We start from the raw sequence: 14,027 nt of genomic DNA on the forward strand, positions 1-14,027 counted from the left end.
GTCAACGTCTACGGCATCCGAACGAACACCGAGGAGCGTGCGCCGTGGTTCGCCGCCGACATCGCCTCCTTCGCCCGCTTCCGCTCTGCGTGTGCCTGCTCATCACCTCGGTACCCGCGCCGACCCGCGCTGACGTCCGTGCCGACAGCCCCGCCCCGCCCTGGACCGCCGCGCCCGTCGGCCAGTTCGGCGGGACGATTTCGGCGATGGCGGTGGACCGCGGCGGCCGGGGCGGGATCGTCTGGCTGGCCCAGGGACCGCGCGTCGTCGCGATCGACGTGCGCGACCCGGCGGCGCCGGCGGTGGTCGGGCGGTCGGGGTGGCTGGATCGCGTCGTCACCGCCTTGGCCGTCGATGGGCCGGCCGGCGTGGCGTTGACCGGCTTCCCATCCGATCGGCCGGACGAAGAGGCGATCCACACGCTCGACCTGTCCGATCCGTCCGCTCCACGCGTCGTCGCCCGGCTGCCGCTGGACGGCGCGGCGCACGCGGTCGCCCTCGCCGGCGGCATCGCCTACGTCGTGCGCGAGACGTACGACCCGCAGGCCGAAGGGAATCAGTACCGCAACACGGTCGCCGCCGTCGATGTGCGCGATCCGGCCGCCCCGCACGTCGTCCACGCCGACGTCGTGCCCGCGCCGTTCGACGTCATCGACGTGCAGGTGGTCGGGCAGGCGCTGGTGGTGACCGCGTCGGAGCCCCTCCAGCCGCCGCAGAGCGCCGCGTGGCGCAAGGTCCTCCACGTGTTCGATCTCGCCGACCCGGCGAACCCTGCGCCCGCCGCCAGGATCGTCGACGAGGCCTGGTGCCGGCTCGGCGAGCGGCCGGGCGCCGATCGCACCGGGATCGTGTACGGCTACGGGGACGGCGGCGGCATCGTGGCCCTCGACGTCAGTGTTGCGGCCACGCCGCGCGAGGTCCGGCGCTGGCCGGACGCGAGCGTCGGTGCGTGGGGCTGCGGCAAGGGAATCCAGCCGCTGTTCCTCGTCGACGAGCACGGACTGCCCTATCTGGCCACGCACGACGCGTACAACCTCAAGGGCGGCCTGCTCACCGCCATCGGTCCCCCCGCCGACGCGGCTGCCCGCCGGCCGATCCACCGGCTCGCCGTCGGACCGGCGGCCGCCGCCCTCGTCGGACCGCACGCGCTCATCGCCGATGACAGCGGCGACGTCACCGTCATCGACACCCGGGCGCTGGCCGTCGGCGACGGCGCCGTCGAGGTCGTCGGCACGCTGCCGCTCCTCGGCGGCGCGAGCGCGATCGCGACACGGCAGGACCGGGACGACGGGCGGCTCTACGCAGCCCTCGGGCACGGCGGGATCTCGGTCCTGTCGCTCGACCGGCCGCACGGCCGGCCGCTCGACCCGCCGGTCACCGGGCGCTTCGTCGACGGCTTGTCACGCAGCGCGCTGCATGTCGCCGGACGCTGGGTGGTCGCCGGCCGCACGGGCCTGGCGATCGGTCAGCGCGTGCCGTTCGTGGACGAATCCGAGGTGGTGGACGCGACGGACCCGACCGCGCCGCGGCTCCGCGGCGCCTTCCGCGACGGACGCTTCGCCCGCATCTGGACGACGCCGGCCGGCGACTGGGTCGTCCACGGCCGATCCGGCAGCACAGGCCCTGCCAGCGCGCCGGTCGCGTCGCCCCTCGGCGATCCGCCGGGGCGCGCCGACGTCCCGGTCCCGCTCGACATGCGGCTGTTCGACGGCGCGACGGTCGGCGGCCGCTTCGTCGCCGTCGGCACGCACCCGCGGATCCCCGCGACGGGCGGGTGCTCCGTGAAGCGGCTCGCCGTCTGGGCGCTGTCGGACGCGAACACGGCGCGCTTGGAGGGCGAGATCGACCTCGGACCGTGCGACATGGCGCCCAAGGAGGTCGTCGTCGCGGCCGCCGGCGACGTCGCCTACGTCAGCACCGTGCTGGAGGCGCCGATGCCGCCCGGTGTCGGGCGGTCGCAGCTGACGATCGTCGCGCTGAGCGGCCCTTCGGCGCCGCGCATCGTCGCCCAACTGGCGCTCAGCGGCACCGTCACGACCCTCGCCGTTCGCGACGGCTACGTCTTCGCCAGCGGCGGCCGCGCCCTAGACGGGAGCCCGTCCGTGGTCGCCGTCGACGCGCGCGACCCGTCGGCACCGGCCGTCGTCGGGTCGCTGCCCGGCACGGGCAGCTTGGCGGTGGCCGGCGGGCGGGTCTACGTGTCGGCGGGTCAATCGGGCGTCTGGGTCTTCGAGCCGCCGCTGGCGTGGCGGAGGCCGCGGGGGGAGGCGTGGGTGGCGCTGCCGTGGGTGGGCGTGCACGCGATGCGTTGATGTTGCCGTTGCGACGGATGACCGTTGAACCGTCCGGCGCGCACCCACAACTTCAGGCGGCCGAGACTTCGATGCCGTTTCTGTCGTAGGATCTGCCAGCACCGGTCCAACAGCATCGCCGCCAACGCGAGCCGCCTCAAACGGGAGTTCCATCGCATGCCCTCGCGCCGTCCCTCCACGCTCGCTCCGCACACCGCCATTGTCGTCAGCGTCTTCATCCTCGCGCTTGCCGCACCTGGCTGCGCCGTCATCCCGGCCGACGCCACGCCTGAAGCCCCGCCCGGCCCGCGCAGCCACGCCAGCGTCGCATCGGACGCCGCAGCGGACGTCCCAGCGGACGTCGCAGCGAACGTCGCAGCGAACGTTGAATCGGACGTTGCAGCGGACGCGCCATGGATCGCCGCGCCCGTCGGCCAGTTCGGCGGCGGCATTCAGGCGATGGCCGCCGACACCGAGCGCGGCATCGTTTGGGTCGGTATCGGGCCGCGGGTGGCGGCACTCGACGTAAGCGACCCCGCGGCGCCGACCGTTGTCGGGCGGACGGCGCTGATGGCCGGCGCCGTGACCGGGATGGCCGTTCAGGGCACGACCGGCGTTGCGTTGGGATGGGCGAGGGCCACCACGGACGACACGTTTCACGTCCTTGACCTGCACGAGCCGACAGCGCCGCAGGTCGTCGGTGGCTTGTCGCTGCCCGGGACGATGGTCAGCGTCGCGATCGGACACGGCCATGCCTACGCGCTGCGGGATACGACGGATCCGGACACGTTCATCCGACGATTCCGTCTCGTCGCCGTCGACATCCGCGACCCGCAGCAGCCTCGTTTGGTGAACGACGACGTCGTTTCCGGCGCGGACGACGTCGTCGACGTCCAGGTCAAGGGGGACGTGCTGGCCGTGACGGTCCGCCACACCCGCTCGGAAGCGGACCCGACCGACCGCTACTTGCTGCACCTGCTGCGCCTGACCGACCCCGCAGCGCCGACCGCTGTCCAGGTAATCGCCGATGCGGCGTGGTGCCGCCTTGCCGACGGGCCGGGCGCCGATGTCGACGGGATGCTCTACGGCCACGGCTACCGCGGCGGGATCGTCGCGCTCGACGTCTCCGTGCCCGAATCGCCGCGCGAGGTCCGGCGCTGGTCGGCTGCCGAGAGCGGCGACTCCACGTGCGGGCCCGTCGATGTCGCCCCCTTCCTCGTCGATGCGGCTGGATCGCCCTTTCTGACAACGTTCGATGAGCACGACCGGCGGGGCAACCGGCTGACCGCCGTCGATGCGCCCCCCGACGCGCGCGGGCGGCGACCGAGCCACTTCTTCGACATCTGGGCCCAGGCGGCGGCGCTCGTCGGACCGCACGCCGTCATGGCTGAGGCCAGCGGGGACATCACCGTGCTCGACACGCGCGCGATGACCGCGGCGGAGGGCGCCGCCGACGTCGTCGGCCAATTGGCACAACTCGGCTGGACGACCACGATCGCCGTGCGGGAAGACTTCGACGACGGCATGCTCTACGCCGCGACCGTCGTGGGCGGCCTCACGATGCTGTCGCTCGACACACCGCTCAACCCGCCCGTCGCGGGACGCCTTGTCGATGGCCGGCACCAGCGCTATTCGCTGCACGTTGCGGGCGGAATGGCGGCCATTGGCCGTGGCAGACAGGCAACCGATCCCGGGCAGCCGGATGTCCACGAGGCCGAGGTGATCGATGTCACGGATCCGACAACGCCTCGGCCGCGTGCAGTGTTCGGCGGTGGGCGGTTCGCGCGTCTGCTGACGACGAACAGCGGCCCATCGATTGTCCACGGTCCTTCCGGAGTCTTCGGCGAGGGCCCGGCGCCGGTGCTTTCCGGCGTGGACGATCCGCCCAGCCGCGCGGGCACGTCGGTCCCGATCGACATGCGACTTCTGGACGGCGTCACCGTCGGCGAGCGCTTCGTCGCGGTCGGCTCCGCGCCGTCCGCTCCGTCCGCCCGGTGCACGACGAAGCGGCTGTCGCTCTGGAACCTGGCCGATTCGCGGCAACCGCGGCTGGAGAGCAAGCTCGATCTCGGCGCTTGCTCGAATGAGCCCAACCGCTTGGTCGTCGCCGCCACCGACCGTGTCGCGTTCGTCGGCGCAGCGCTGGACTGGACGGAATGGCCCGAGGTCGGTCACTCACGGCTGACCGTCGTCGCCATCGACGACCGGAGCACGCTGCGCGTCCTCGCCCAGCTACCGATCGTTGGCACGGTCAACAACCTGACCGAACACGACGGCTTTGTCTACGCCGGGACGTCCGGGTGCCTCGCGGACGGTCGCGGATGCGTCGTCGTCGTCGACGCGCACGACCCGTCCGCGCCGCGCATCGTCGGCCTGCTCGACGCCGGGTCGGCCGGCGAGCGGGACACCGTCGCCGTGCGGGGCGGGCGGGTGTACGTGGCATCCGACACCAACGGGGTGATGGTCTTCGAGCCGCCGCTGGCGTGGCGGAGGCCGCGGGGGGAGGCGTGGGTGGCGCTGCCGTGGGTAGACAGGCAGGCGGGCGACTAACCCGCGACGATCGCCGCCAAGTCGAACAGCCGCACGTCCGACCGCTCCCGCACCACCGCCCGCACACCGGCCGTAAAGCCGCTCCGCGAGCACAGCCCGTACCACACGGCCGCCCTGTCGCCGACCCCGGCGAGCGCTGTAGTGCGTGCTTCCAGGCGTGCCAATATGTCCGTGCCGACCGGCCGGCTGCTCCACCTGCACTCGAATGCCATCGCCGAATCGCCTCCAAGGGCGATCAGGTCGATCTCGGCGTCACCGCCCCACCACCCGCCGACACGTTCAGGCACGAGCGGCAGCCGCCCGCTCAGGCCAAGCCGCCAGACGAACTGTTCGCAGACCTGCTCGAACGCCGGGCCGGTGAACGCATCGAGTTGCGGCACGACCTTGGTCTCGAGAACCACCTGTGCGCCGCCGCGCTCGAGGAGCGTGCGGTTGGCGTGGACGAACCGGAGCCAGAAGCGGAAGAACGGGTCACGCAGGCGGTAGATACCGCGACGGCTCTTGTGCGGCTGTGTCTCGGTTACCGGGACGATGCGCTCGACGAGCTTAAGCTCCTGCAGTGTGCCCAGGTAGGCGCTGACCCCGTCGATGCCGGTCGCCTGCTTGATCTCGTTCTGCCGCGTCCGACCCCCGGCAATCGCTTCGAGCACCGCGAAGTAGTTCCGCGGCTCGCGCAGCTCCTGCTGCAACAGGAAGCGCACCTCGTCGTAGAAGAACGTCCCTCGCTGCAGCACCCGGCTCTGAATCGTCTCGACCAGCGGGGCCGTCAATTGGGCCGCCGTCAGATACGCCGGCGTGCCTCCGAACACCGCGAACGCCCGAACCTGGTCCTCGGCAGAGTACGACGGGCAGAAGGCGCGCGCGTCATGGAAGCCCAGGGGTTCGAGGAGCGCTTGGCCGGTGCGGCGGCCGTAGAGCGGCGCTTGATAGCCGAGGACTTCCGACTCCATCATGCCGATATGGGAGCCGCAGAGAACGAGCTTGAGGCGCGTGTGCCGAAGCTCGCTGTCCCACAACCGCTGGAGAATGGACGCCAGCGGCGGATGGGCTGCCAACAGGTACGTAAACTCGTCGAGGACGACCACCAGCGGTTCGTGCTGCGCGTGTGATGCCAGCAGCCGAAACAACGCCTCCCACGTCGGATACACTGCGCTCGCCGCCGCCTCTCCCAACAGTCGCGTGTTGACCTCGGCTGACAGCCCGGCCCTCAGCCGCGGCTCGGCATCCTGGTCGGCGACATAGAAGACGTATCGCTTGCCCTCGCAGAACCGCCCGAGCAACTCCGTCTTGCCGACACGACGCCGGCCGTAGAGAACAAACAGCTCGGCCACTTCGGACGAGTAACACTGCTCCAGCAATGCCAGCTCTTGCTCACGGTCGAGGAACACGAGGCTCTCCTTTAGATAAACACGATTATGATAATCAGGGACGCCCATATTTCAATGCCGTGAGCGCACCACGCGGCGTCGCCCTGTCGTCGGCACGCATCCTGCAGCGCCGCTCTCCCCATGCCCCCGAACGACAGATCGTGCCCGCACTCGGAACGTGCGATGCAACTTCGCCTCGCCCCCACCGCCCTGGCGCTGTGCCTGTCCACCCTCTCCTGCGCCCCGCGCCCCGCGCCCACCGTGCCGCCACTCGCCACCGCCGGCCGCACGATCCCCGCCACCGCCGCACCAACGTCGTCCGCGTCACTGTCGCCCGCCACGCCTTCGCCTTCGCCGCTCCCCTCGCTCTCCCCGCCCATCCCGCCCCCCGCCGCATGGACTCCCGCCGAGCGCCTCCCCCTCATCCCGCTCGCCCCGCCGCCCCCCGGCGACCTCTCGCCGGACGGCCTGCGCCTGATCGACCGCGTCGGACGGGAGCCAGGCAACGTGCTCGTCGACGGCCGCCGCGCCTTCGTCCACCGCGACCAGCGCCTGCAGGTCATCGACCTGAGCGACCCTGCGTCCGCGGCGACGTTCGATGCCGGCCCGATCGGCCCCGACGGCCCGACGCTCCTGCCAGGCGGCCTCGCGAACATGGCGGTGCATGGCGACCGCCTGTACGGCCTCGTCGACTGGGACCGCACCGTGCGCGACGGCGCTGCCATGCCGGCCTGGTTGGTGACGCTGGATGCCGCGGACGAGCGTGCGATCCGCGTGCTGAGCGTCGTGCAGCTGCCGATCGGCACCGGCCGGGCGACCGCCAACGGCGAGTCGGCTCTCATCGCGCTCGACGGTGACATCGTCGTCGTCACCGGATCGGAAGGACCGGGCGGACCGGACGGATCGCTGGAATCGAACGACGCAGGCACGGGTCCCCGCCATGACGTCTTGGCCACCGTCGACACTTCTGATCCCCACGCGCCAAAGCTGCACGCGCTGATGCCGCTCAGTGGCACGCTCGTCGGAGCCGCCGTGGACGGCAGAACGATGTACATCCTGGCGCGTCACGACGACCTCCGGGTGCAAAACCCGGCCCTCGCGGACGCGTCCGCCTCCCTCACCGCCATCGACCTGCGCGATCCCGCCGCGCCACGCATGGGCCAACCGGCGCGCTTCGCCCGCCCGGCGATCGACGTTCACCTCATATCCGGGCGGGCCGTCGTGCTCAGCCCGGGCATCGTCGACGTATTCGCACTCGACGACCCATCGGCGCCCGTCGCCATCGCCAACAGCGCGCCCGCGACCGCGACGCCGCGGGGGCCGGGATGGCCGACGGCGGTCCCGCGGCCGACGTCGCCGCTGTCCGGCGACTACACCTGGTACATGCGCCCGGGCGCGCATGCGGTCGTCGACAGTCCGCTGGCGTGCGTGCCGGGCCTGCACGGTATGGACGATTTCGACCTCTCGGACGTCGACCATCCCCGCCTCACGACGCATGTGCCGTTCAACGACTTCCACACCGCCTGCCCGGCGCGCTTCGACGGTCGCCCGGTCGACGGGCTCGCGTACTCGCAGGACGGCGAGTTGCAGCGCTGGATGCCGGACGACACGTGGTGGAAGCTCAAGGAGGCCGATGTCGAGCGCCGCCTTGCCTCAGCGACACGTGCGGCCGAGTTTGTCGCAGCCAATATGTCGGCTCCGGTGACAACCGACGGCCAGCGGCTGATGACCGAGGTCGGCGGACGGATCTACACGTTCGACGAACGCGCGCAGCCGGCCGTCCGAGTGTGGCCGAACGCCCTGCCCGAAGGCGCGTGGCGCTTCGCCGCGAGCAGGACCCGTTTCGCGGCTGCGTTCGACGAGGCGATCCAGATCTTTGATGCCCTCGACCCGGCACAGCGGACGGTCACCGGCACCGTGGCGATCAGCTCCACCCACCTAGCCTTCGACGGCACGATGCTGTTCATCGCCGTCGAAGAGCGCCGCCTGTCGCTCGACCCGGAACGCTACCTTATGCTCGCCGCGATCGACACCTCCGACGCAGCGCGCCCATTCGTCGTCGACCGACTGCCGCTGGAACAGGATCCGGTCAGCATCGCCGCCGGTCAAGGGCATGTGTTCGTCTCGACCTGGGACGGTCTCGCCGCCTATGCGCTCGTTGGCGGACGGTCGCTCACGAAGGTCGGCGCCACCATGGACTTCATGCCGAGCGGCCTTGCCCTTCAATGGCCCTTCCTCTTGGTCGGCGGCCTGACGGTCCTCGACGTCAGCACGCCGTCGGCGCCGCAGGTCATCGCCCAGCATCGCTTGGCGTTTCGTCCGTGGCAGTGTCCGCCGAGTGCCACGTGCCACTACTGGCCGGCGCCCGAGCCCGTCACGTGGCGCGAATCGTCCGCATTCGTCGGCGACCCGGGCTCCACCGTCTGGACGTTCGACACGCGCCAGATCACCCGCCAACCCGCCCGGCCGACCACCCCCTGAACACAGCGGCAATCTCCCCCCATCGTCCTTCCCGGCAAAGCATCCTCTCCCTCCCCCCGGTTTGGGGGAGGGGGTCAGGGGGTGAGGGCCTTCGGCCGTCGGCCAACACCAGCCCCCGCCTTTTGACCCACCCCCACCCCACCCCTTACACTCCTCCAACCCCTGAATCGCCCCCGAACCGCCCCTGTGCCGCCCACCTTGCCGGCCGCTGGAGGAAACGCACCTCATGCGCATCGTCATCACCGGCGGCGCCGGATTCGTCGGCTCGCACCTCGTCGAACGCTATCTGGCGGCGGGCGACGAAGTCGTCGTCGTCGACAACCTGATCACCGGCAGCCTTCGCAACCTCGAGAGCGTGGCGGATCACCCGCGGCTGGCGTTCATCGAGCACGACATCTCGCGCCCTCTGACCATCGACGGTCCGGTGGACGCGATCGCTCACCTCGCCTCGCCCGCCAGCCCGATCGACTTCCTGCGGCTGCCGATCCAGATCCTCAAGGTGAACAGCCTCGGCACCTACCACGCGCTCGGCATGGCCCGGGCCAAAGGCGCGCGCTTCCTGCTGGCCTCGACGAGCGAGATCTACGGCGACCCCGACGTCCACCCGCAGACCGAGGACTACCACGGCAACGTCGACACGCTCGGCCCGCGCGGCGCCTACGACGAGGCCAAGCGCTTCGCCGAGGCGATCACGATGGCCTATCACCGGATGCACGGCGTGCCGATCCGGATCGTCCGCATCTTCAACACCTACGGCCCGCGGATGCGCCTGGACGACGGCCGCGTCGTCCCGAACTTCGTCGGCCAGTCGCTCAAGGGCGAACCGCTGACGGCCTTCGGCGACGGCCAGCAAACGCGGTCCTTCTGTTATGTCGACGATCTGGTCGACGGCATCGTCCGCCTCATGGCCAGCGACGTGACCGGGCCGGTGAACATCGGCAACCCGCTCGAGCTCACCGTGCTCGAGTTCGCCCAGCGGATCAACGCCCATACCGGCAACCCGGCCGGCGTCGCCCTCCTGCCGCTGCCCACCGAGCGCACCGGCGATCCGTCCCGCCGCTGCCCCGACATCACGCGCGCCACGACGCTCCTCGGCTGGCAGCCGACCATCAGCCTGGACGACGGGCTGGCACGGACGGTGGCGTGGTTCGCCAGCGAGATCCAGCGGGCCGGCCGCTAGCGTGATCGCCGCCGAATCGAGTCGCGTGACGACCACCGCCCTTAGGCGGGCGGCCGTGCGTGCTTGGCCGCTCGGTCTGGCGACGTCGCTGTCCGCCGCCCTCGCCTGGCTCCCCATTCGCGACCTCGCCCCCCTCCTCGCCGCCGCCCTCTCAGTCGCCGCCCTCCTCGCGATGACCCGCGCCCCCGCCCTCGCGCTGGCCGCCGCCGTCGCGCTCGTCCCGTTCGGCCCACGCATGGCGCTGCCCCTCGGCGGCGCCGCGCTCACGCCCCCGACACCGCTCATCGCGCTGGCCATCGGCGGCGTCGCGCTCGGCCACCTGGCGACGCGGCGCCGACCGAAACCGGCCCCGGGCGTCGTCTTCATCGCGGGCATGACGGCGGCTTGGCTGACGGTGCTCGCCGCCAGCGCCTTGCACGCGCCGTCGCCCACGACGGCCGCCCTCGAGATCGTGCGCTGGGGCGTCTTCGGCGCCGCCGTCGCCGTCGCCGGTACGCTCCGCGGGGCGCGCGGACGCCGCTGGGGCGTCGTCGTCGTCCTGGCGATCCTGGCCAGCGGCGCCGCCGAGGCCGCGTACGGCAGCCGCCTCGCGCTGGCCGGCATCGGCCCCGACGCCTTCGGGCTGGCCGGCGGCCGGTCGCGCGCCTTCGGCAACTTCGGCCAGCCCAACCCGTTCGGCGGCTACATGAACCTCATCTGGCCGCTCGGGGTCGCGCTCATCGCCGAACGGTTGTGGCCGCGGCGCGATGCGCGCGGCGGGCGGTTGCCGCTCGCGCCCGGCCACCACCTGGCGCTGCCGATCGCCGCGCTGGCGGCCGCCGCCTGCCTGGCCGGCCTCGGCCTGTCGTGGTCGCGCGGCGCGTGGCTCGCCGCCGTCGCCGGGGGCGGCGCGATGGCGGTGCTGCGCTGCGCTGCCGGCCTGCGGCGGCCCCGCGATGCCTTTGCCGTCGTCCTGCCCTACATCGCCGTCACGACGCTCGTCGCGGCGTTCACCTTCGGCGTCGCGCCAGGCATCCCGGCCTCCGTTGCGAACCGCGTCGCAACGATCACCGGCGCCGCCGGCGCCGGCGCCGCGTCCAACGGCGCCGACAGGCTCGACCTGGCGCGCGCCGACGTCACCGGCGCCAACTTCTCGACGATCGAGCGCCTGGCGCACTGGGACGCCGCGACGCGGATGTGGGCCGACCGGCCGTGGCTCGGGCAAGGCCCCGGGCACTTTGCGCTCCGCTACCAGGCCTACCGCCTGCCCCGCTGGCCGTACGATCTGGGCCACGCCCACAACGCCTACCTGAACACGCTCGCCGAGACCGGCCTGCTCGGCCTGCTGGCGAACGTCGCGCTCATGGCCGCCGCCCTCGCCCTGGCCGTGCGGGCCGCCGTTGCGCCGCACAACGCGCTCGAGGGCGCGCTCGGCCTGGCCGCGGCCGGCAGCTTGACGGCGGTGGCGGTGCACAGCCTGTTCGACTTGCTTTGGGTGCACGATATGACGGTGCTCTTGGGGGTGTTGATCGGGCTGACGTTGGCGGCGCGGACGTGGGAACCCGGAGGCGAGACGCGATGAACCCGCCGTCCCACGACGTCGACACCCACCCTACCCCCGAGCCCGACCCCAACGAGATCCTCGACGTCCTCGACGTCCTCGGCCACCTCCACCCCGACGACCTCGCCGAAGCAGCCGCCGCCGAAGCCGCGATCGACGCCGCCGAGCACGCCGCCCACACCCCCGCCGACCCGCCGTCCACCCGCCCGCCGTCGCTCTGGCGCCGCCTGGCAAGCCCGCGCACGCTGCTGTCGTTCGCCGTTGCGGGCGGCCTCGTGTGGTTCACGCTGCAGCGCCAGGACCAGGGCGAGCTGGCCAAGGCCGGCGCGATGCTGCGGTCCGTGCGGCCGATGTGGTTCGTGACGGCGCTGGCCGTCTACTACGCCAGCTTCCCACTGCGCGCGCTCCGCTGGCGGATCCTGCTCGGCAACGCCGGCGAGCGGCCGGAGCACATCCCGCGGCTGCGCGACCTCGTCGAGATCATCTACCTCTCATGGTTCGTGAACACGCTCGTGCCGGCCAAGCTGGGTGACGTCTACCGCGGCTGGCTGTACGGGCGCACGTCGCGGGCGCTCGTTTCGCGGGATGCGGCCCGTGGTTCGGGCGGCCCAATCCACGTCGGCGTCCCTGCCGGCGGCGGCTGGTCGCGCGGCATGGGCACGATCGTCGCCGAGCGGGCGCTCGACCTGATCGTCCTCGTCGTCCTGATGGTCACGGCCGGCATCCTGACGTACGGCGACGTCGTCGCCAAGAGCACGCACGGCGATGTGGCGGCGTGCTTCCGGCACGGGCTGGACGTGACGGACCTGGGCTGCGTGCTGGCCGAGCTCTTCGTCGTCGGCGGTGTCGGCGTCGTCCTCCTCGTCGGCGGCCTCGTCGGCTTCGCCCGCTTCGGCGTCCACGTGGAGCGCTGGATCCCGCGCCGGTTCGAGCGCCTCGGGACGGCCTACACCACGTTCGCGCACGGCCTCGTGCTGTCGTTCGGCCGCTTCGGGCCGCTGCTCGGGCTGAGCGCCGGCGCCTGGCTGTGCGAGGGCGCCGCGTTCTGGTGCGTCAGCCGCGCGCTGGCGGTGCCGCTGCCGGTGCCGCTCGTCCTGTTCTTCAGCCTGCTGCAAGCGTTCCTCACCGCCATCCCGGCCACACCGGGCGCCCTCGGCTTCGAGGGCATCCTGAAGGCCGCGATCGAGCTGAAGGGCTTCGCCGCCGGGCCGGCGATCGCGTTGACGGTGTTGTATCGGGCGATCAGTTACTTGAGCTTATTGGTGGGCGGAATGATCGTGTTCGTCGTCAGCAACAAGACCCGGTAGGGGCAGGCCTCGTGCCTGCCCTCCCTCACCCCGCGAAATCCTCACCTCACCCGATGAACCCCCGCCTCCTCCGCGTCGCCTACGACCTCACCCCCGCCGTCCGCCAGCGCGCCGGCATCGGCCGCTACGCGCGCGAACTCGGGCGGGCGATTGCGGTGCGCGGGGACGTCGACGTCGTGTGGTTCGTCGCCGACAGGCTGGACGATGCGGGGCGGGCGGCGGCGGCGGCGCTCGTGGGCGCGGAGGCGCGGGATGTGCGGTCGATGCGGATCGGCGCGCGGTGGGTGACGTTGTTGTGGCATCGGGTGGGGGTGCCGGGGGGGGTTGGGATGGGGCGATGGGGCGACGGCGGGGGTGGTGGGGGGATCGATGTGTTTCATGCGACGGACTACCTTGCTCCGCCCCGTCCCGGTGCACCGACCGTCGTGACGATCCACGATCTGAGCTTCCTGCGCCACCCCGACCTCGCCGAACCGTCCCTGGCCCGCTTCCTGCGCCGCACCGTCCCGCGCGCCGCCCGCCGTGCCGCCCACGTCCTGGCGGACTCGGCCTGGACGCGGGACGACGTGATCGACCTCCTCGACGTGCCGCCCGAGCGGGTCAGTGTGGCGTATGCCGGCGTCGACGCGGCCTTCCGGCCGAGGGTCGACCGCGCCGACGCCGGCATTCGTGCCCGCTTGGGGATCGACAAGCCGTACGTCCTCGGCGTCGGGACGATCGAGCCGCGCAAGGACTGGCCGACGCTCATCGCCGCCTTCGGCACGGCGTTCGCGGGCGGCGGTGCGACGGGCGACTCCGGCGACCGGGCCCTCGTCCTCGCCGGCGGCCTCGGCTGGCGGACGGAGGGGACGGTGGCGGCGGCTTCGGCGGCCCGTGCGGCGGGAGTCGACGTCCGGCTCCTCGGCTTCGTGGCCGACGACGACCTGCCGGCGCTCTACCGCGGCGCGGACGCCTTTGCCTTCCCGAGTCGCTACGAGGGCTTCGGCCTGCCGCCGCTCGAGGCGATGGCGTGCGGCGTTCCGACGGCGGTGAGCGATGCGAGCTGCCTGCCGGAGGTGACGGGCGACGCGGCGCTCCACGTGCCTGCGGGCGACGTGGAGGGCTGGGCGGCGGCGCTGCGGGCACTCGTCGGCGACGCGGCGCTGCGGGCGCGGCTGGCGGCGGCGGGGCCGGTGCGGGCGGCGGGGTTCACGTGGGCGGGGGGGGCGGAGGCGGCGGTGGGGGCGTATCGGGCGGTGGTCGACTGAGCGAGCGGCACCCGGGGCCTCGGCCCCGGGCATCGGCAGCATGCGTTTGCGCTGCCGCACATCC

The 14,027-nt window shown here is 72.4% G+C and carries 8 protein-coding genes; 7 read left to right on the forward strand and 1 reads right to left on the reverse strand.

Features of this window, described 5'->3' with window-relative positions; genetic code table 11:
- The first annotated feature begins 44 nt into the window (after window positions 1-44).
- Window positions 45-2,312 carry a hypothetical protein gene (locus IPG72_11965; protein MBK6769703.1) on the forward strand — a complete coding sequence of 756 codons (2,268 nt, stop codon included), beginning with the start codon at window positions 45-47 and terminating at the stop codon, window positions 2,310-2,312.
- Window positions 2,313-2,468: 156 nt separating this feature from the next.
- Window positions 2,469-4,841: a hypothetical protein gene (locus IPG72_11970; protein ID MBK6769704.1), complete on the forward strand. Its 2,373-nt coding sequence runs from the start codon at window positions 2,469-2,471 to the stop codon at window positions 4,839-4,841.
- Here IPG72_11970 and IPG72_11975 read toward each other — a convergent pair.
- The gene (locus IPG72_11975; GenBank protein ID MBK6769705.1) at window positions 4,838-6,229 is read right to left on the reverse strand and encodes an ATP-binding protein; all 1,392 of its coding nucleotides are present in this window, start codon (window positions 6,227-6,229) and stop codon (window positions 4,838-4,840) included. The genes IPG72_11970 and IPG72_11975 overlap by 4 nt on opposite strands.
- Window positions 6,230-6,391: 162 nt before the next feature.
- On the opposite strand from IPG72_11975, the gene IPG72_11980 reads away from it, so the two are divergent.
- The 5 genes from IPG72_11980 (at window position 6,392) to IPG72_12000 (ending at window position 13,963) form a co-directional block, all read left to right on the forward strand.
- Complete coding sequence (locus IPG72_11980; protein MBK6769706.1) at window positions 6,392-8,689, forward strand: hypothetical protein; 2,298 nt, start codon at window positions 6,392-6,394, stop codon at window positions 8,687-8,689.
- A gap of 226 nt (window positions 8,690-8,915) precedes the next feature.
- Entirely contained in the window at window positions 8,916-9,869 is a 954-nt protein-coding gene (locus IPG72_11985; protein MBK6769707.1) for an SDR family oxidoreductase, read from the forward strand.
- A gap of 25 nt (window positions 9,870-9,894) precedes the next feature.
- A complete protein-coding gene (locus IPG72_11990; protein ID MBK6769708.1) occupies window positions 9,895-11,430 on the forward strand; it encodes an O-antigen ligase family protein in 1,536 nt (511 codons plus the stop codon).
- A complete protein-coding gene (locus tag IPG72_11995; protein MBK6769709.1) occupies window positions 11,427-12,716 on the forward strand; it encodes a flippase-like domain-containing protein in 1,290 nt (429 codons plus the stop codon). Before IPG72_11990 ends, IPG72_11995 begins: the two co-directional genes overlap by 4 nt.
- A gap of 53 nt (window positions 12,717-12,769) precedes the next feature.
- Entirely contained in the window at window positions 12,770-13,963 is a 1,194-nt protein-coding gene (locus IPG72_12000; GenBank protein ID MBK6769710.1) for a glycosyltransferase family 4 protein, read from the forward strand.
- Window positions 13,964-14,027: the final 64 nt, after the last annotated feature.

Origin of the sequence: Candidatus Avedoeria danica, from assembly GCA_016703025.1 — a bacterium.
GTDB lineage: Bacteria > Chloroflexota > Anaerolineae > Epilineales > Epilineaceae > Avedoeria > Avedoeria danica.